General features: G+C 70.5%; 15 protein-coding genes and 3 tRNA genes. 9 read left to right on the top strand and 9 right to left on the bottom strand.

The genetic code is table 11. The features are described from left to right. The first annotated feature begins 79 nt into the window (after window positions 1-79). The 4 genes from purD (at window position 80) to ACZ4RZ_RS22805 (ending at window position 6,532) form a co-directional block, all read left to right on the top strand. Window positions 80-1,333, top strand: coding sequence for a phosphoribosylamine--glycine ligase (gene purD / locus ACZ4RZ_RS22820; RefSeq protein WP_467747054.1), 1,254 nt, complete (start codon window positions 80-82; stop codon window positions 1,331-1,333). Between the two features lie 423 nt (window positions 1,334-1,756). Next, entirely contained in the window at window positions 1,757-3,574 is a 1,818-nt protein-coding gene (locus tag ACZ4RZ_RS22815) for a hypothetical protein (protein ID WP_467747393.1), read from the top strand. 355 nt (window positions 3,575-3,929) lie between these two features. Then, on the top strand, window positions 3,930-5,471 hold the full coding sequence (locus tag ACZ4RZ_RS22810; protein WP_467747052.1) for a N,N-dimethylformamidase beta subunit family domain-containing protein: 1,542 nt from the start codon (window positions 3,930-3,932) through the stop codon (window positions 5,469-5,471). Between the two features lie 161 nt (window positions 5,472-5,632). Then, the gene (locus ACZ4RZ_RS22805) at window positions 5,633-6,532 is read left to right on the top strand and encodes a phosphoribosylaminoimidazolesuccinocarboxamide synthase (RefSeq protein WP_467747051.1); all 900 of its coding nucleotides are present in this window, start codon (window positions 5,633-5,635) and stop codon (window positions 6,530-6,532) included. 156 nt (window positions 6,533-6,688) lie between these two features. Here ACZ4RZ_RS22805 and ACZ4RZ_RS22800 read toward each other — a convergent pair. The 8 genes from ACZ4RZ_RS22800 to ACZ4RZ_RS22765 form a co-directional block, all read right to left on the bottom strand. Next, a tRNA-Gly gene (locus ACZ4RZ_RS22800) sits at window positions 6,689-6,761 on the bottom strand. Between the two features lie 23 nt (window positions 6,762-6,784). Then, window positions 6,785-7,450 carry a response regulator gene (locus ACZ4RZ_RS22795; protein WP_467747049.1) on the bottom strand — a complete coding sequence of 222 codons (666 nt, stop codon included), beginning with the start codon at window positions 7,448-7,450 and terminating at the stop codon, window positions 6,785-6,787. Continuing rightward, the gene (locus ACZ4RZ_RS22790; protein WP_467747047.1) at window positions 7,447-8,922 is read right to left on the bottom strand and encodes a sensor histidine kinase; all 1,476 of its coding nucleotides are present in this window, start codon (window positions 8,920-8,922) and stop codon (window positions 7,447-7,449) included. The genes ACZ4RZ_RS22795 and ACZ4RZ_RS22790 overlap by 4 nt, the downstream gene beginning before the upstream one ends. A 55-nt stretch (window positions 8,923-8,977) precedes the next feature. Further along, window positions 8,978-9,793 carry an ABC transporter permease gene (locus ACZ4RZ_RS22785; protein ID WP_467747046.1) on the bottom strand — a complete coding sequence of 272 codons (816 nt, stop codon included), beginning with the start codon at window positions 9,791-9,793 and terminating at the stop codon, window positions 8,978-8,980. Beyond that, on the bottom strand, window positions 9,790-10,758 hold the full coding sequence (locus ACZ4RZ_RS22780) for an ABC transporter ATP-binding protein (protein WP_467747044.1): 969 nt from the start codon (window positions 10,756-10,758) through the stop codon (window positions 9,790-9,792). The genes ACZ4RZ_RS22785 and ACZ4RZ_RS22780 overlap by 4 nt, the downstream gene beginning before the upstream one ends. A gap of 241 nt (window positions 10,759-10,999) precedes the next feature. Then, window positions 11,000-11,075 (bottom strand) — tRNA-Gly (locus ACZ4RZ_RS22775). A 79-nt stretch (window positions 11,076-11,154) separates the two neighbouring features. Then, window positions 11,155-11,226: transfer RNA gene (locus ACZ4RZ_RS22770), tRNA-Gly, on the bottom strand. 143 nt (window positions 11,227-11,369) lie between these two features. After that, window positions 11,370-11,687: a histone-like nucleoid-structuring protein Lsr2 gene (locus tag ACZ4RZ_RS22765; RefSeq protein WP_467747042.1), complete on the bottom strand. Its 318-nt coding sequence runs from the start codon at window positions 11,685-11,687 to the stop codon at window positions 11,370-11,372. Window positions 11,688-12,046: 359 nt separating this feature from the next. On the opposite strand from ACZ4RZ_RS22765, the gene purS reads away from it, so the two are divergent. The 3 genes from purS to purL are packed head-to-tail and all read left to right on the top strand — an operon-like array spanning window position 12,047 to window position 15,242. After that, window positions 12,047-12,310, top strand: coding sequence for a phosphoribosylformylglycinamidine synthase subunit PurS (gene purS, locus ACZ4RZ_RS22760; protein WP_005482678.1), 264 nt, complete (start codon window positions 12,047-12,049; stop codon window positions 12,308-12,310). Next, window positions 12,307-12,987: a phosphoribosylformylglycinamidine synthase subunit PurQ gene (gene purQ / locus ACZ4RZ_RS22755; RefSeq protein ID WP_467747040.1), complete on the top strand. Its 681-nt coding sequence runs from the start codon at window positions 12,307-12,309 to the stop codon at window positions 12,985-12,987. Before purS ends, purQ begins: the two co-directional genes overlap by 4 nt. Then, window positions 12,984-15,242, top strand: coding sequence for a phosphoribosylformylglycinamidine synthase subunit PurL (purL, locus tag ACZ4RZ_RS22750; RefSeq protein ID WP_467747038.1), 2,259 nt, complete (start codon window positions 12,984-12,986; stop codon window positions 15,240-15,242). Before purQ ends, purL begins: the two co-directional genes overlap by 4 nt. 124 nt (window positions 15,243-15,366) lie before the next feature. Here the strand turns inward: purL and ACZ4RZ_RS22745 are convergent, their stop codons facing one another. Further along, window positions 15,367-16,857: an MFS transporter gene (locus tag ACZ4RZ_RS22745; protein ID WP_467747037.1), complete on the bottom strand. Its 1,491-nt coding sequence runs from the start codon at window positions 16,855-16,857 to the stop codon at window positions 15,367-15,369. Between the two features lie 94 nt (window positions 16,858-16,951). Between ACZ4RZ_RS22745 and ACZ4RZ_RS22740 the strand changes: the two genes are divergently transcribed. Both ACZ4RZ_RS22740 and ACZ4RZ_RS22735 read left to right on the top strand, forming a co-directional pair. Further along, on the top strand, window positions 16,952-17,590 hold the full coding sequence (locus ACZ4RZ_RS22740; RefSeq protein WP_467747035.1) for a TetR/AcrR family transcriptional regulator: 639 nt from the start codon (window positions 16,952-16,954) through the stop codon (window positions 17,588-17,590). A 10-nt stretch (window positions 17,591-17,600) separates the two neighbouring features. Beyond that, window positions 17,601-18,395 (top strand): maleylpyruvate isomerase family mycothiol-dependent enzyme, encoded by a 795-nt coding sequence (locus ACZ4RZ_RS22735; protein WP_467747033.1) that lies wholly within the window; start codon window positions 17,601-17,603, stop codon window positions 18,393-18,395. The last annotated feature ends 219 nt before the right edge of the window (window positions 18,396-18,614 follow it).

Genomic DNA, 18,614 nt, shown 5'->3' with positions numbered 1-18,614 from the left:
AGGATCCCACCAACGCCCAGCACCCCCCGCTTCGGAAGCCCCCACAAAGGCATCCGTCCCCGGCGGTTAGGCTGACCCCGTGAAGGTCCTTGTCATCGGTAGCGGCGCCCGCGAACACGCCCTGTGCCGTTCCCTGTCCCTCGACCCCGACGTCACCGCCCTGCACTGCGCGCCCGGGAACGCAGGCATCGCGGAGGTGGCCGAGCTGCACGCGGTCGACGCCCTCGACGGCGCCGCCGTGGCCGCGCTGGCTGCCGAGCTCGGCGCCGAGCTGGTGATCGTGGGCCCGGAGGCCCCGCTCGTCGCGGGGGTCGCCGACGCCGTGCGCGAGGCGGGCATCCCCTGCTTCGGCCCCTCGAAGGAGGCCGCGCAGCTGGAGGGCTCCAAGGCCTTCGCCAAGGACGTGATGGCGAGTGCTGCGGTCCCGACGGCACGTTCGTACGTCTGCACGACGCCCGAGGAGGTCGAGGAGGCGCTCGACGCCTTCGGAGCCCCGTACGTCGTGAAGGACGACGGCCTGGCGGCCGGCAAGGGCGTCGTCGTGACCGACGACCTCGAGAAGGCCCGCGCGCACGCCGACGCCTGCGACCGGGTGGTCATCGAGGAGTTCCTCGACGGCCCCGAGGTCTCCCTCTTCGCGATCACGGACGGCGAGACCGTCGTCCCGCTGAAGCCCGCCCAGGACTTCAAGCGCGCGCTGGATGGCGACGAGGGCCCGAACACCGGCGGCATGGGCGCGTACTCGCCCCTCCCGTGGGCGGACCCGAAGCTCGTCGAGGAGGTCGTGGAGACCGTCCTCCAGCCGACCGTCGACGAACTACGCCGCCGCGGCACACCGTTTTCCGGTCTTCTCTACGCGGGTCTGGCGATCACCAGCCGTGGCGTACGGGTCATCGAGTTCAACGCCCGCTTCGGCGACCCGGAGACCCAGGTCGTCCTCGCCCGGCTGAAGACCCCGCTCGCGGGCGTGCTGCTGGCCTCGGCGAACGGCACCCTCGCCGACCTGGCGCCGCTGCGCTGGAGCGACGACGCCGCCGTCACGGTGGTCGTGGCCTCGCACAACTACCCGGACACCCCGCGCACGGGCGACCCGATCTCCGGGCTCGACGAGGTGGCGGCCCAGGACGCCCCGTACGCGTACGTCCTGCACGCCGGGACCAAGCGTGATGGCGACGCGGTGGTGAGCGCGGGCGGCCGTGTGCTCTCCGTCACAGCGACCGGCACCGACCTCACCGAGGCCCGCGCCCGCGCGTACGCGGCGGTGGCCCGCATCGGTCTCGACGGTTCGCAGCACCGCACGGACATCGCGGCGAAGGCGGCGGCAGGGGTGTAACCCCAGTCGCAGTCCAGTCGCACCCGCTCATCCCGCAGAGGCGCCCTCGCCGCTCGGCAAGCTCCCGGACCCCGGATTCCGCACGGAATCCGGGGCCTCTTGCTGCCCGGGCTTCTGCCTGGATCTCTGTACGTCTGCCCGCTTGGATTTCTGTACGGAATCGGGGCCTGATCGTTGCTGACCGTCATCCACCTTTCCCCAAAGCCATTCCATCGAGTGACCGATGCCCCATCCGGCTGACGGGGGCCGAGGCCCCAACTAGGGTGCGGCGAAAGCGTTCCGGCACTTGGCCCACCGGCATTGCGATGTCAGTGATGGGTGCCACAGTGGGGGAGTGAGCAACGCCAGGGCATCCGTCGGTGCGGGCTGCGAGACAGCCGGTGCGGGGCGGACAGTAGGGGGTGACGTCAGGTCGTGACCGGTATGGGTGTGGAGGTGGGCGCGCAGGCCGCGCGTTCCCGGGCTCTCGCCGTGCTGCGCATCCGCAGCAGGGCGCTGGCCGTCGCCCTGCTGCCCGCGGCCGTCGCCGTCGTGCTGCTCGTCGGAGGCTCCACGGGCCACATCACCGGCGGGCACTGGGGGACCACGCGCTGGATCGTGACGGTCCTCGCCGCACTCGTTCTCCTCGCGGCCGCGGGCATAGCGCTCGTCGTCGCCCGCGCCCGGCCCGCGGTGAGCCCCACGGTCCCGATCACCGAGGAATCGGCCCCCGACCTCTACCGCATGGTCCGCGACCTGGCAGACCGCCTCGACGTGCCGGCCCCCTCGGCGATAGCGCTCACTCCCGACTGCGACAGCTGGCTGGAGGACCGCACCCACCCGGCGCACGGGCCGCCCCCGCCCGAGGCCAGGGACGAGATAGAGGGAGTACGAGGCATACGTGGAGCACGGGGCGTACGGGGACTGTCGACGCAGCCCCGCCGCGCCCCCTCCGCCCCCGTCCTCGTCATCGGCTCCCCCTTCCTGTGGTGGATGCGGGTCGGGGAACTGCGCGCGGTCCTCGCCCCGGTCGTCGCCGGTACGGGCCCGTCGGCGCACCCCGACATAGCTGCGGCCCGTCGCTTTGTACGAGGCCTGGACGCGGCCGTGGCCGTGACGTCGGCGCCCGCCCGCGGCCCGCTCTCCCGCACGGTGCTCGGCGGCGTCGGCTGGGTGACCCGCCTGCTGCTGCGCAGCTGCCGGGGTCACGCGGCCGAGATGGAACGCGGTGTGGCGGCCGCCGCTGCCGAGCGTGCACAGGCTGTGGATTACGGCCTGCGGATCGTCGCGCAGGAGCAGGTGGGTCTGGCGTACGCGGGCTGGGACCGGCTCCTGACCCGGGTCGCGCTGCCCGCCTGGCGGATGGGCCGCTGGCCGTCCCGGCTGGACGCGGGCGTCGTCGCGGCCCTCACCGAGCTGTCCCGCCGTGACCGCCTGGCCGAGGGGTTCGCCTCCCGCCTCGGCGAGCGCCCCGCCTGCGACCTGCTCGAAGAGCCCGGCACGGTGGACGAGGCGGCCTCGCTCCTCGCCGCCCGCCTCTTCCACGGTGGCCCCGCCGAGCCCGGGCCCGACTGGGCGCCGGTCAACTGGCAGGACTACCCGGAGGAGGTCGTCGACCGCAAATGGCGCACCGACGCGGCCCGCCTCCACCGGGTCCTGGACGCGCTCGGCGTGCGGCACTCCACCGACCCGGCGGCACGTGACTCGGACGGACCGACGCTGGCGCGGGTGATGGACCACCTGTCCGCCCGGCCGGAGGACCCGGACTCGGCTGCCCTCGCCGCTCCGCGCGGGGACGCGTACGCGGAGATGGGGATGACCGCGGACGAGGACGACGTGGACCTCGGCCTCGGGAACGAGCGGTCTGCTTCGCTGGCGGCCGGGCTCAGCGCGGAGCTGGCCCGCGAGGAGGCGTCGGCGCCGGCGCCCGCCCCCGTCGGGGGCACGGAGCCGCAGGACCCCGACCGGGCCCTCTGGGACGACGGGATGCTCCCTCTTTTCCCCCTCCAGCCACCCCGCACGGGCCGGGAGCTACTGGCCGACCACGTCACCGCGATGGTGTGCTGCGCCGCGATGGACACCGCCGGGGCCGCGCCGGGCCTCGACTGGCTCGACGGGCCCTCCCTCCTCGTCGACGGCGAACGCGCCGCCGACCTGGGCCCCCGCGTCTTCACCCTCGTGGAGACCGGCGACCCCGCCCCTCTCCGCGACTGGCTCCGCCACCTCGGCGTCCGCCCGGAAAAGCCGGTCCGCCTGGTCTGAGCGCGCCCGGGAGTTTTTCGCCCCCTCCGCCCCTACCCGTTCCGTACCCGGGGGCTCCGCCCACAGACCCCCTTATCGGCCAGACCCCCGTATCGGCCAGACCCCCGTATCGGCCTTGACGGCACCGACCCACCCACCGGCGGAAAGTCGGAACCACCCACCGGCGGAATGACAGAGCCGCCCACCGGCGCAAACCCGCCCCACCCACCAGCAGAAAGGCGGAGTCACACGTTCCACTCGCATCAATTCGCGACGAACGGTGACGGAGTGCGTGCGTTATGTGATGTGCTGGGACCGATCGCGCGCACGGCAAGGGCTTACAAGGACAACGGGGGCAAGAGGGAGGGGAGCAGGCATGGGGTCGGAGCAGATTCGCCGCTGGGAGTCGGGCGCACTCGCGCACGCCGTGACGGACCCCTTCGGCCAGGGCCCCGTCCCCTGGCTCCGCGGCGACGAGCACTACTTCGACGACACCGGCCATGTCGTCCCCTGGTACATCGACCACCTCGACCCCACCCAGGGGAGCACCACCCTCGTACGGGACGACCGCGACGACCGCGGCACCAGGGCCACGTTGGCCAAGCGAGCCATCCCCCACCCCCGAGCCGGAGGCCCCCGCTCCGCCGACGACGTCCACCGCCAGATCAAGGGCTTCACCTCCACCGGCGCGGCCGCCCCCGGCGAGGCCATCGACTTCCACATCACCGTCGACCCGCCCCAGGAATTCAGCGTCGACATCTACCGGATCGGCCACTACGGCGGCGACGGCGCCAGCAAGATCACCACCAGCCCCCGCCTCTCCGGCATCGTCCAGCCCCCACCCCTCACCGCCGACCGAACCGTCTCCTGCCACCACTGGTGGCTCTCCTGGCGCCTCCAGATCCCCACCTACTGGAGCATCGGCGCGTACGTCGCCGTCCTCACCACCGCCGACGGCTACCGCTCCCACGTCCCGTTCACCATCCGCGACAACCACCCCGCCGACCTGCTCCTCCTGCTCCCGGACATCACGTGGCAGGCGTACAACCTGTACCCGGAGGACGGCCACACCGGCGCCAGCCTGTACCACGCGTGGGACGAGGACGGCCGCCTGCTCGGCGAGGCGGACGCCGCGACGACGGTCTCCTTCGACCGGCCGTACGCGGGCGCGGGCCTCCCGCTTCACGTGGGTCACGCCTACGACTTCATCCGCTGGGCCGAGCGCTACGGCTACGACCTCGCCTACGCCGACGCCCGCGACCTGCACGCCGGCCGCGTCGACCCAACCCGCTACCGCGGCCTCGTCTTCCCGGGCCACGACGAGTACTGGTCGCCGCAGATGCGCCGCACCACGGAACTCGCCCGCGAGAACGGCACATCGCTCGTCTTCCTCTCCGCCAACACCATGTACTGGCAGGTGGAGTTGGGCCCGTCCCCGTCCGGCGTCGCCGACCGCCTGCTGACCTGCCGCAAACGCAAGGGCCCCGGGAAACCCGCTCTGTGGCGTGAAATCGACCGCCCCGAGCAGCAACTCATCGGCATTCAGTACGCGGGACGCGTCCCCGAACCCCACCCCCTCGTGGTCCGCAACGCCGACCACTGGCTGTGGGAGGCGACCGACGCGCACGAGGGCGACGAGCTGGAGGGCATGGTCGCGGGAGAGGCCGACCGCTATTTCCCGCGCACGCCGCTTCCCGAGCACCAGGGCCGCATCCTGCTCGCCCATTCCCCGTACCGGGACAGCGAGGGCACTATGCGCCACCAGGAGACGTCCCTCTACCGAGCGCCGTCCGGCGCGCTGGTCTTCGCATCCGGAACGTTCGCCTGGTCCCCGGCACTCGACCGCCCCGGCCACGTCGACACCCGTGTCCAGCGGGCCACAGCCAACCTCCTCGACCGCATCTGCAAACGCGACTGACCGAGCACCGCACGAAGGGCGTCCCGAACGTCACCGCACACCCCCTGGCCAAAGCCGCTCCCCGCATACGGGAGAATCGAGCCAATTGGCCCACCCGTCGCCCACCGCCACCCTATTCGGGCCCTACGGGCGCCCCTTTTCTTCAACCACGGGGAGGAACCGTGTCCGGATTCGTTGAAAAGCCCGAGCCCCTGGAGGTTCCGGGTCTGGTGCATCTGCACACCGGCAAGGTGCGCGACCTGTACCAGAACGAGGCGGGCGACCTCGTGATGGTCGCCAGTGACCGCATCTCCGCCTTCGACTGGGTGCTCCCCACCGAGATCCCCGACAAGGGCCGCACGCTCACCCAGCTCTCCCTGTGGTGGTTCGACAAGCTCGCCGACCTGGTCCCCAACCACGTCCTGAGCACCGAACTCCCACCGGGCGCCCCCGACGACTGGGCCGGCCGCACCCTCATCTGCAAGTCCCTGCGGATGGTCCCGGTCGAGTGCGTCGCGCGCGGCTACCTCACCGGCTCCGGCCTGGTCGAGTACAACCAGTCCCGCACCGTCTGCGGCCTCGCCCTCCCCGAGGGCCTCGTCGACGGCTCGGAACTCCCCGCGCCGATCTTCACTCCCGCCACCAAGGCCGCCGTGGGCGAGCACGACGAGAACGTGTCGTACGAGGAGGTCGCCCGCCAGGTCGGCGCCGAGACCGCGGCCCAGGTGCGCCAGACGACCCTCGCCGTCTACAGCCGCGCCCGCGACATCGCGCGCGACCGGGGGATCATCCTCGCGGACACCAAGTTCGAATTCGGCTACGAGGGCGAGACGCTCGTCCTCGCCGACGAGGTACTGACCCCGGACTCCTCCCGCTTCTGGCCAGCCGACCAGTGGGAGCCGGGCCACCCCCAGCCGTCCTTCGACAAGCAGTACGTCCGGGACTGGCTGACCTCCCCGGAGTCCGGCTGGGACCGCAAGAGCGAGCAGCCGCCGCCCGCGCTGCCCGCGCACGTCGTGGAGGCCACCCGCGCCAAGTACATCGAGGCGTACGAGCGCCTGACGGGCACGAGCTGGTCGTAACCCCGACCGGGCCCGGCGACCAGCCGGGCCCGAAGCCCACGTGGGATCCCCAGGCCCACGTGGGATCCCCAGGCCCACGCGGGATCCCCAAGCCCACGAAGGGGCCCCGAACACACGAAAAAGCCCCCGACCTGAGGCCGGGGGCTTCTTCTTCGGAGCGGACGACGAGGCTCGAACTCGCGACCTCAACCTTGGCAAGGTTGCGCTCTACCAACTGAGCTACGTCCGCACTGCGCCGTGGCGCGAGAGCAACTATACCCAACCTCGCTCACGCGCGAGACGCACCGCCGCGTGACGGTTCTCCGCCCCGAGTTTGGACGCGGCCGACGACAGATAGTTCCGTACGGTCCCCTGGGACAGCGCGGCCCGCTCGGCGATCTCCGTGACGGGTGCCCCGTCGGCGGCGAATTCGAGCACCTCGGCCTCGCGCGCCGTGAGCGGCGAGTCCCCGGCGGAGATCGCGTCGGCGGCCAACTCCGGGTCCACATAACGGTTTCCCGCATGCACCGTACGAATGATCTCCGCGAGCCGCTGTGCGCTCACCGTCTTCGGGACGAACCCGCGCACACCTGCCGCAAGCGCCCGCTTCAGATGCCCCGGCCGCCCATGACTCGTCACGATCAGTACCTGACAGTCCGGCAGTTCGGCCCGCAGCGATGTGGCTACCCTCACACCGTCCGCCCCCGGCATCTGCAGATCCAGGACGGCGACATCGGGCTCGTGCGCCCGCGCCATCGCCAGCGCCTCGGGCCCGGTCGCCGCCTCGGCCACCACGACCAGGTCGTCCTCCAGGGCGAGCAGCGCGGCGAGCGCCCCCCGGATCAGATGCTCGTCGTCGGCGAGCAGCAGACGCACGGGTGGGGCGGAAGGGGCGTCCGGTGCGGACGTGATGGGGGAGTCGGACGGTACGGATGTCATGGGGTGACCTCGCTCACTGGATGCGCACCGGGCGGCGGAAGCAGCCCCGCTTCCAAAACCGGATCCTCGACCGAAACCGGATCCTCGACCGAAACCGAACCCGAACCCGAACCCGAACCCAACCCTGAACCTGCGCCTGTGCCAGGACCCGAATTCGACCCTGTCCCCGAACCCGAACCCGAACCCGAACCTGCCTCAGTCCCCGAATCCGACCCTGAACCTGACCCCGAACCCGAATCCGCCCCCGGCAGCACCCGCATCGGCAGCGGTACCTCCGCCGTCAAGCGGAACAGACCCTCCCCGGCAGGCCCGGCCCGCAGCACCCCCTCCACCTCCGTGAGCCGCTCCCGCAGCCCCGCGAGCCCGGACCCCCTCCCCGGCTCGAAGTCGGACCCCGAGCCGGGCGCCCCGTCGTTCTCGACGGTGAGAGTCACCCGGCCCTCCGCCACCCGCAAGGACACCGCACACCTCCCCGCGTCCCCGTGCCTCAGCACGTTCGTCGTCGCCTCCCGTACGACCCAGCCGAGCGCCGACTGGACCTGGGTGGGCAGCCCGGTCGCCGAGCCGGTGACCTCGCAGTCGATACCGGCGGCCGTCAACACGCTCTGGGCGCCCGCGAGTTCGCTGCCGAGGTCGGCCTCGCGGTAGCCGCGTACGACCTCGCGCACCTCCCGCTGCGACTCCCGCGCTATCCGCTGAACCTCGGTCATCTGGTCCACGGCTTCCGGCCGCCCGCGCCGGGCCAGTTGCACGGCGAGCTCGCTCTTGAGGGCGATCACCGCCAGATTGCGGCCCATCACGTCGTGCAGATCGCGCCCGAAGCGCAGCCGTTCCTCGGCGACGGCGAGGCGGGCGCGGGTCTCGCGGGCCTCGTCGAGTTCGTAGACGGCGTTGAGTAGCCAGACCGAGAAGGCCGCGGTGAAGGTGAGGAACCCGGCGGCCAACATGACGACACCGGCTGTGATCAGCGCGGAGGGACCCGGGAAGCCCAGCGGAAACGACACCGCTCCGGCACCCGCGGCCGCACCGACCACCGCGTGCGTCATCCTTCGAACATTGCGCGTTCCGAGTGCGAGTGTGCCCGTGCCGAACGCTATGACGCCGACGAACAGCGAGGCGGCCAGGCGGACCTCGGCATCGCTCGCCGGACGCCATTCGGTGCCCGAGAGGACGACCGCCACGACGGCGATCACAGCTGTGCCCACGGCCAGCGCGATCAGCATGCGCCCGGGCTGCTCCCGGGTGCCGCGCGCCCAGTCCAGCGCCTGCGAGGCGGTCACCGCGCAGAGCACGGCGTGTCCGCACACCAGCAGGAACAGCGTCCAGGAGAAGGTCTGCGACACGTTCCCGAAAACAGGCAGTCCGATCGACACGACCTCGATCACGAAGAAGAAGTGGAACGACCACCGCGTGTACGTCTCGACCTTCGCCGGCGTGCTCTTGCCCCGCCACCAGCCACCCGGCTTGCTCATGCCCACCCCCGCCACCAGCCACCCGGCCTGCTCATGCCCACCCCCGCATCCGTGGTCACCGCCGCGGCTCCCAGCGGAACCTCCGCCGTACAGCAAACACCGCGAGCACGATCCAGGCCACTGCCGTCGCGAGGGCACCGAAGGCGTCGTGCGCGGAGAGGCCGCCGGTCCAGCCGCCGCGTATCAGGGTGATCACCGGGGTGAGGGGCAGCAGTTCGCAGGCCGAGGCCAGTCCGTCGGGCATCACCTCAAGGGGGATGAACGTTCCAGAGCCGAGCAGGGAGAGCAGCATCAGGGGCATGGCGGCGACCTGGGCGCCCTCCACGCTCTTGCTGAAGTTCGCGGTGACCGCGGCGAGCAGGGGCCACATCGCCAGGCCCAACAGCAGCCCCAGGATGGCGAAGTGGGGAGCTTGGGGCGCCCCGACGTCCAGGAGTGCGGCGCAGGCGACCGTCAGGACCAGGCACTGCACCAGGCCGATCGCGACCGATGGCAGCGCCGCGCCTGCGAGGATCTCGGCGTCCCGCAGCTCCCCGGTGCGCAGCCGCTTCAGGACGAGTTCCTCACGGCGCGCCGCGTACACGCTCACCAGCGAGCTGTAGACCGCGACGAGGAGTGAGAAGCCGACGGAGGACGGCAGGATGACCGAGCCGACCGAGAGCCCGGTGCCCTTCAGGTCCATCTGGTCGACCGTCGAGCGAAGGCTGAACGGCAAGGTGAGCGGCACGAACACGGCGGCGGCGAGCGTCGCCTTCGTGCGCCCAAGCAGGGTCAGTTCGGCGCGTGCCAGGGCGGCCATCCGCCCCGCGGTCGTGGTCGTACCCCTACTCGTACTCGTACCCACGCCTGTCGTGACTGTCGTTCCGCTCATGCCGCCGTCTCCCTCTTCTGTACCCCCGCGCCGTGCGCCGCCGCCTCCCGGGCTATCCGCAGGAACGCCTCCTCCAGCGAGGCCGACCGCACATCGAGCCCCCGCAGCTCGACCCGCGCCCGCTCGGCCCACAGCAGCAGAGCGGTGGCTGTCCGCTGCAGCTCACCGGTGCGCAGCTTGATGACGCGGCCCGCCGTCTCGTGGTCCACCACGCCGAGTTCGGCGAGCGGTGGCAGGTCTCCGAGGAAGTAGCCGTCGGGCAGTTCGAAGGAGATCCGGGACGGCTGGGAGGCGGTCACCTCGGCGGGGGTGCCGGAGGCCGCGATGTGCCCTTCGTGAAGGATCGCGAGCCGGTCCGCCAGCTCTTCCGCCTCTTCCAGGTAGTGGGTGGTCAGCAGCACCGTCGTACCCCCGTCGCGCAGCTCGCGCACCAACTCCCAGGTGCTCCGGCGTCCTTCGGCGTCGAGTCCGGTCGTCGGTTCGTCGAGGAAGAGGACCTCGGGGCGGCCGAGCAGCGCGAGCGCCAGGTCCAGGCGCCGCTTCTCGCCCCCGGACAACTGCTTCACGCGTACCCCGGACCGTCGCGCGAGGCCGACCAGGTCCAGGGCTTCTGCCGTGGGGCGCGCCCCGCTCGTGCAGCCCGCCCACATCCGTACGGTCTCCGCGACGGTCAGCTCGGAGGGGAAGCCGCCCTCCTGAAGCATCACGCCGATCCGGGGCCGCACGGCCGCCCGCTCCGCGTAGGGATCGCGCCCCAGGACCCGCACCTGTCCGCCGGCCGGGGGCGCGAGGCCCTCAAGGAGCTCGACCGTGCTGGTCTTGCCTGCTCCGTTCGTGCCCAGCAGGGCGAAGAGCTCACCGCGGCCCACGGAGAAGGTGACTCCACGGACCGCCTCGAAATCTCCCCCGTACACACGCCGCAGATCAGTGACCTCAATCACGCCATCGTGCTCGTTCGTGTTCATGAAATCAGCGTCCCCCCGGACGGGACCCGGCAGCAGTGCGCGGTGTCATCACTCCGCATGACAAATGTCAGATGGGGGGAGGCGTACCGAGATCGGAGGGAGGCGTACGGAGATGGGCGAGAGGCGTACGGAGATCGGGGGAAGACGTACGCAGATGGACGGAAGACGTACGGAGATCAGCAGAGGAGGTATCGAGAAGGGCACAGCAAAAAGCCCCAGTCACCGACTGGGGCCTTCATGCTGGAGCGGACGACGAGGCTCGAACTCGCGACCTCAACCTTGGCAAGGTTGCGCTCTACCAACTGAGCTACGTCCGCATTGCCTCCGACCGGCTCTCACCGATCGGCGCGAGCACCAGCCTACCTGATCCACAACAGTGGTCGGTAAGAGATGCAGAGCGGGTGACAGGAATTGCACACTGCGCCTTCCCCCTGGAAGGGGGATGTTCTGCTACTGAACTACACCCGCGTGACTCCGTGAGCTCCGGCTTTTTCGGCCTTGCCCCTCGGCGTGCTCCAGACTCTAGCTGATCAGCGGGGGGTCAGCGCAAGTCGGTTGTTCCCAGGGCCCGATGAGGGGTCCTCGCGGGCGTCCCCGGAGGACCCGGGGGCTCAGTGCGCCTCGGCGAACGCTTCGTACACCTTCTTGGGGATGCGGCCGCGCGGCGGCACGTCCATCTTGTTGGAGCGGGCCCAGGCGCGGACGGCGGCCGGGTCGGGGGTCAGCGCGGTGTGCGTGTACGCCTTCCCGGACTTCGACTGCTTGCGGCCGGCCTCGACGTAGGGCGCGAGCGCCTTACGCAGTTTCTTGGCATTGGCTGGATTGAGGTCGATCTCGTACGACTTGCCGTCCAGTCCGAAGGCGATCGTCTCCGCCGCTTCTGAGCCGTCGATGTCGTCAAAGAGAGTGACCACGACACGCTGCGCCACGAATATCGGTCCCTTCGTGCGACACCTCTGCGATCAAGTCATGACGTGCGCAGACGTCACGGAGTTGTCGGGGAGATGTCGACTGTCCGGCTGTTATTGGGCAAAGTATCGGCTATTGCCAATTCCTTTGTACAGTGCCCGGCAATGCATTGTGAAGCCCGACTAAAACCTTCCGCGTGTCCGAAGGCAATGGGGTGCTGCCGCTCTTCTGCGGTTTTTCCCAGGATTTTCCGTACAGACCCCCGCGTCGATGCGGGATCGTGATCGGGCTCACGTAGGATTCTACGAATCTACGCGAGTAGAAATTTTGTGCAGGTAGTCTGAAGGGACCTGCTCAGCACCACACACCGGGAGTGCCAGTGGCACGCGTCGTAGTCGACGTCATGCTCAAGCCGGAGATCCTCGACCCCCAGGGCCAGGCGGTGCAGCGTGCACTGCCGCGCCTCGGTTTCGAAGGTGTCTCCGACGTACGTCAGGGAAAGCGATTCGAACTGGAAGTGGACGGACCGGTGGACGACGCCGCGCTCGCCCGCATCCATGAACTTGCGGAATCCTTCCTCGCCAACACCGTGATCGAGGACTTCACCGTCAAGGTCGAGGAAGTCGCGGAGGCAGGAAAGTGACCGCTCGTATTGGAGTCGTCACCTTTCCCGGCAGCCTCGACGACCGCGACACGCAGCGCGCGATCGGGCTCGCCGGTGCCGAACCCGTCGCTCTCTGGCACAAGGACAAGGACCTCAAGCAGGTCGACGCGGTGGTGCTCCCCGGCGGTTTCTCGTACGGCGACTATCTCCGTGCCGGTGCCATCTCGCGCTTCTCGCCCGTGATGGAGACCGTCATCGAGCAGGCGAAGTCCGGAATGCCGGTCCTAGGTATCTGCAACGGCTTCCAGATCCTCACCGAGGCGCACCTCCTCCCCGGCGCGATGCTCGGCAACAACCACCTCCACTTCATCTGCCGCGACCAGAAGCTGCGGGTGGAGAACGCGGAGACGTCCTGGACGACCGACTACGAGTCGGGCCAGGAGATCCACATCCCGCTGAAGAACATGGACGGGCGGTACGTCGCCGACGAGCACACCCTCGACATGCTGGAGGCGGAGGGCCGGGTCGCCTTCCGCTACCTCGACTTCAACCCCAACGGCTCCCTCCGGGACATCGCGGGCATCACCAACGAGGCCGGGAACGTGGTCGGTCTCATGCCGCACCCCGAGCACGCCGTCGAGCCCCTCGTCGGGACCGGCCGCACCGACGGCCTCCCCTTCTTCACCTCGATCCTCAAGAAGCTGGTCAACGCATGAGCCGCACGCCTCTGGACACGGTCGAGCACGCGGCCGCGACCCCCGACGTCGAGCTGCCCTGGGCCGAACTCGGTCTGAAGAAGGACGAGTACGAGCGGGTCGTGGAGATCCTCGGCCGCCGGCCCACCGGTGCCGAGCTCGCGATGTACTCCGTCATGTGGTCCGAGCACTGCAGTTACAAGTCCTCGAAGGTGCACCTGCGCCAGTTCGGCGAGAAGGCCCCGCAGTCCGACGCCCTCCTCGTCGGCATCGGTGAGAACGCCGGTGTCGTCGACGTCGGCCAGGGCTACGCCGTCACCTTCAAGGTCGAGTCGCACAACCACCCGTCGTACGTCGAGCCCTACCAGGGCGCGGCCACCGGCGTCGGCGGCATCGTGCGCGACATCATCGCGATGGGCGCGCGCCCGGTCGCCGTCGTCGACCCGCTGCGGTTCGGTGCGGCGGACCACCCGGACACCAAGCGCGTCCTGCCCGGCGTCGTCGCCGGCATCGGCGGCTACGGCAACTGCCTGGGCCTGCCCAACATCGGCGGCGAGGTCGTCTTCGACGCCTGCTACCAGGGCAACCCGCTCGTCAATGCCGGTGCCATCGGCGTCATGCGGCACGAGGACATCCACCTCGCGAAGGCGTCCGGCGCGGGCAACCAGATCATCCTGTACGGCGCCCGGACCGGTGGAGACGGCATCGGCGGCGCGTCGATCCTGGCCTCGGAGACCTTCGACGACGCGAAGCCGTCCAAGCGTCCCGCCGTCCAGGTCGGCGACCCCTTCCAGGAGAAGCTCCTCATCGAGTGCACCCTGGAGGCCTTCAAGGAGAAGCTGGTCGTCGGCATCCAGGACCTCGGCGCGGCCGGTCTGTCCTGTGCCACCTCCGAGCTCGCCTCCAACGGCTCCGGCGGCATGCGCGTCACCCTGGACGACGTACCGCTGCGCGACTCCACGCTCTCGCCCGAGGAAATCCTCATGAGCGAGTCGCAGGAGCGCATGTGCGCGGTCGTCGAGCCGAAGAAGGTCGACCGGTTCCTGGAGATCTGCGCGAAGTGGGACGTCATCGCCACCGTCATCGGTGAGGTGACCGACGGCGACCGCCTCGAGATCTTCTGGCACGGCGGCAAGATCGTCGACGTCGACCCGCGCACGGTAGCGCACGAAGGCCCGGTCTACGAGCGTCCGTACGCCCGTCCGCAGTGGCAGGACGCCCTTCAGGCGGACGACGCCAACAAGCTCCCGCGACCGGCCGACAGCAAGGAACTGAGGGACCAGGTCCTCAAGCTGGTCTCGTCTCCCAATCAGGCCTCGAAGTCCTGGATCACCTCCCAGTACGACCACTTCGTGCAGGGCAACACGGTGCTGGCCCAGCCCGAGGACTCGGGCATGATCCGCATCGACGAGGAGACCGGACTCGGCGTCGCCATCGCCACGGACGGCAATGGCCGCTACGCCAAGCTCGACCCGTACGCGGGTGCGCAGCTCGCGCTCGCCGAGGCGTACCGCAACGTGGCGACGACCGGTGCCAAGCCGCTCGCCGTCTCCGACTGCCTGAACTTCGGCTCGCCCGAGGACCCGGCCGTCATGTGGCAGTTCGCCGAGGCCATCCGCGGTCTCGCCGACGCCTGCCAGCAGCTGGGCACCCCGGTGACCGGCGGCAACGTCTCGCTCTACAACCAGACGGGCGAGGTCGCCATCCACCCGACCCCGGTCGTGGCCGTGCTGGGCGTCATCGACGACGTCGCCCGTCGCACGCCCGTCGCCTTCCAGGAGGAAGGGCAGCTGCTCTACCTCCTCGGCGACACCCGCGAGGAGTTCGGCGGTTCGGCCTGGTCGCAGGTCGTCCACGACCACCTCGGCGGCCTGCCGCCGCAGGTCGACCTGGAGCGCGAGCGGCTGCTCGCGGAGATTCTCATCTCGGCCTCGCGCGACGGCATGATCGACTCCGCGCACGACCTGTCCGACGGCGGTCTGATCCAGGCCGTGGTCGAGTCGGCGCTGCTCGGCGGCACGGGCGCGCGGCTGATCGTCCCCGACGGCCTCGACGCCTTCACCTTCCTCTTCTCGGAGTCGGCGGGCCGCGCGGTCGTCGCCGTCCCGCGTTCGGAGGAGCTCCGCTTCAACGACATGTGCGGTGCGCGGGGTCTGCCCGTCACCCGCATCGGTGTCGTGGACGGTGACACGGTCGACGTCCAGGGCGAGTTCGCCCTCTCGCTGGACGAGCTCCGGACGGCGCACGAGGGCACGATCCCGGCGCTGCTCGCGTAGTACTCGGCAGTCGCACGACGATGAAGGCCCCGCCCGGTGAACGGGCGGGGCCTTCATCATGTGTGCGTCGGGCCCGGACCCGGCCGTTGGACCGGCGCCTGGCTGTCACACCGGGATCCGATGGTCAGGCCGGGACGGGCTCCGGCTGCCGCACGGGCTGCTCGGTGTCCTCCGGCCGCCCGGGCCTGGGCAGCCGCACCGCCAGGATGGCGGCGAGCGTCATCAGCGCGGCGCCGCTCCAGAACACCACGTCCGTCGCGGAGACGAAGGCGCGCACACCCTCGGCGTGGGCGGTTCCGGTCAGCCGGGCGAGGGCGCTGACGTCGCCGCCGGGTCCGTCGGCGGCGTACAGCCGGGCCAGGACCGTACCGAAGACGGAGGCGCCGAGCGCGCCGCCGAGGGTCTGGAAGAACCGGATGCCGGTGGTGGCGACGCCGAGTTGGTGGCGCGGGGCGGCGAACTGCACGAGCAGGATCAGCTGGCCCATGAGCTGCCCCAGTCCGAGGCCCATCAGCAGGAGCGCGGCGCGGACCAGCCACAGGGAGCTGGCGGGACCGGTCGTGATGGCGAGGACGGCGAAGGCGAGGGCGGTGGTGGCCGTGCCGCTGAGGGTGAAGGTCCGCGCCGACCAGCCGCGGGCGGTGAGCCTGCCGGAGAGCAGACCCGCCGTCGACATCCCGATCGCCATGAAGATCAGGTAGAGGCCGGCCGAGGAGCTGGCGACACCGCGGGCGATCTGCAGATAGACGAGTACGTAGTAGATGGCGCACATCATGGCGGCGCCCACGATGGCCTGGATCACGAAGCCGAGGCGGAGTTCGCGGACCCGGAACAGCGAGAGCGGGAGGATCGGTTCGGCCGCGCGGTTCTGCCGCCACAGGAACAGGGCGAGGGCCGCGGCGGCCGTGACGATCAGTGCGACGACGACCGGGGACGACCAGGCGTACCGGTGGCCGCCCCAGTCCGTGACCAGGAGCAGGGCGCTGGAGAACGCGGCGCCGAGAGCGGCGCCCAGGTAGTCGAGCGGGCGGCGCACCGGGTGGTCGGGGAGCTTGAGGACGAAGGCGGAGGCGGCCAGGACCGCGAGGCCGATGGGCAGGTTGACGTAGAAGATCCAGCGCCAGCTCGCGTGGTCGGCGAGCAGACCGCCGATCCACGGGCCGATCGCCATTCCGGCCCCCGCGACGAGTCCGCCGGCGGTGCCGCCCTTGCCGGCGCCCTCCTCGTCCGGGCCTTTGAGGTGGGCGATCACCACCATCGTCACGCTCATCAGTCCGCCGCCGCCCAGGCCCTGCACCGCACGGGCCGCGATGAGCTGGTCCATCGACTGGGCGGCGCCGCACAACGCGGAGCCGAGCAGGAACGTGGCGATCGCGCCGGTGAAGACGCGCTTGGCGCCGAGGGTGTCGCAGAGCTTGCCGTACAGCGGCAGCATCGCGGCCGACGCCAGCGCGAACGCGCTGACCAGCCAGGGGATCTTGTCGACGCCGTGGTCCGGATCGAGGTCCCGGACGATCGGGACGGTCGCCGCCGACACGATCTGCAGGTCCAGGACGGCCAGCACGATCGTGACGAGACAGATGAGGAAGCCGGCTTTGCGCTGGGTCTCGGTCATGGGCGTCACCCTGCCCGAGAAATATGGACCGAGTCAATGTTTTATCCGAGCTTAAATTTAATCCGGGTACATCGCGCCTTGGTACAGTGGTGCCATGGCTGAGGCGATGGGGCTGCGCGAGCGCAAGAAGCTGCAGACGGCGATGCGGATCTACCGGACGGCGATCGCCCTCTTCGTCGAGCGCGGCTTCGACAACGTCTCGGTGCACGAGGTCGCCGAAGCGGCCGAGGTGTCGAAGATGACGGTCTTCAACTACTTCGGCACCAAGGAAGACCTGGTCTTTCGCCCCGTGGAGGAGCACTTCGGCGACGTGGCCCGCGCCGTGCGCGAGCGGAAGCCGGGCGAATCCGCGGTGGACGCCGTACGCCGTCAGTTCCTGGAGATGGTCGAGGCCCGCGATCCCTCGGTCGGCCTGCACAGCGAGCCCTTCGCCCGCCAGGTGCGCCGACTCGTCATGGAGACCCCGGCCCTGATGGAACGCGCCTTCCTCGCCGCCCAGAAGGGCACGCGAGACCTGGCCGGCGTCCTCGCCGAGGAGACCGGCGACGCGATGCTCGCCACGGTCGTCGCCGCCACACTGAGCGCCGCCCGCAACGCCCTCATCGAGGAGCACCACAACCGCATCGAGGCAGGCGAGAACCCGGACGCCGTCGCCGCCGACGCCGCCGAACGCGCCCGGCACGCCTTCGACCTGATCGAAAAGGGTCTGAGCGGATACGCCGTCAAGCCCTAGGGTGATGACCATGCCCCCGGCCAAGAGACGCGCCCGTACGTACGACTCCGCCAAGATCCGCGCGGCGGTGTTCGCGCAGTTCGGGAACGTACGAGACGGCGTTCGCGCTCTCACCGAGGAGCAGTTGGCGCGGCCCACGCACCTCGGGGACTGGAGTGTGCGGGAGTTGGCCGCGCACATCACGACGGCCGTCGAGACCGTGAGCCGGAACCTCGACCGGGACGAGCCGGTGAAGGCCGAACTCGGCCTGCTCGACTGGCCGTTCGCGACCGCCTCGCGGGCCGGGGACATCGCCGACGGCAGCCGCGCGCTCGCCGCACAGAACCCCGACCTCGACGCGCTCTACGACCGCACCGAGCAGCGGATCGTCGAGCGTCTGCCGACGGCTCCGGACGACCGGCTGCTCGCGGCGCGCACCGGTGCGATGACCCTCGCCGACTACCTCGTCACCCGCACCGTGGAGCTCGTCGTCCACACCGACGACCTGAACCGCGCCGCGGGCACCGAGATCCCCTTCGACCGGCAGGCGCTCGCCGCCTGCACTCGGCTGCTCGCCGACGCGCTTGCCGTGAAGGCGCCCGGGGCGTCGACGGAGGTGCGGATTCCGCCGTATGCCGTCGTGCAGTGTGTGGAAGGGCCGCGGCATACCCGCGGGACTCCGCCGAACGTCGTGGAGACCGATCCGCTGACGTGGATCCGGCTTGCTACGGGGCGTACGGCCTGGCGGGCGGCGCTGGAGGATGCCAAGGTCAGGGCGAGCGGGGAGCGCGCGGACCTCGGGGGGCTCCTCCCGCTGATGGGTTGATGGGTTGATGGGCTGGGCCGTGCCGCCGGCGCCCGCGTAAGGCTTTTTTCGCCCCCTTCGCCCCTACCCTCCCCCACTCTCGGCTTCGCTCGAGCGGGGGGACCCCCATCGTCCCTGGGGGCCGCCCCCAGACCCTCGCCAAAAGACTGCGCAGTTCCCCGCGCCCCTCAAAGGGGCGCGGGGAACTGCGCGAACAACCCCCACGCACCCGCAGCCGAA

The sequence above is a fragment of the Streptomyces sp. NPDC027189 genome (genome assembly GCF_055566975.1).
The sequence above is the reverse complement of the archived record's forward strand: the minus strand, read 5'-3'. Positions and strand labels throughout refer to the sequence as shown.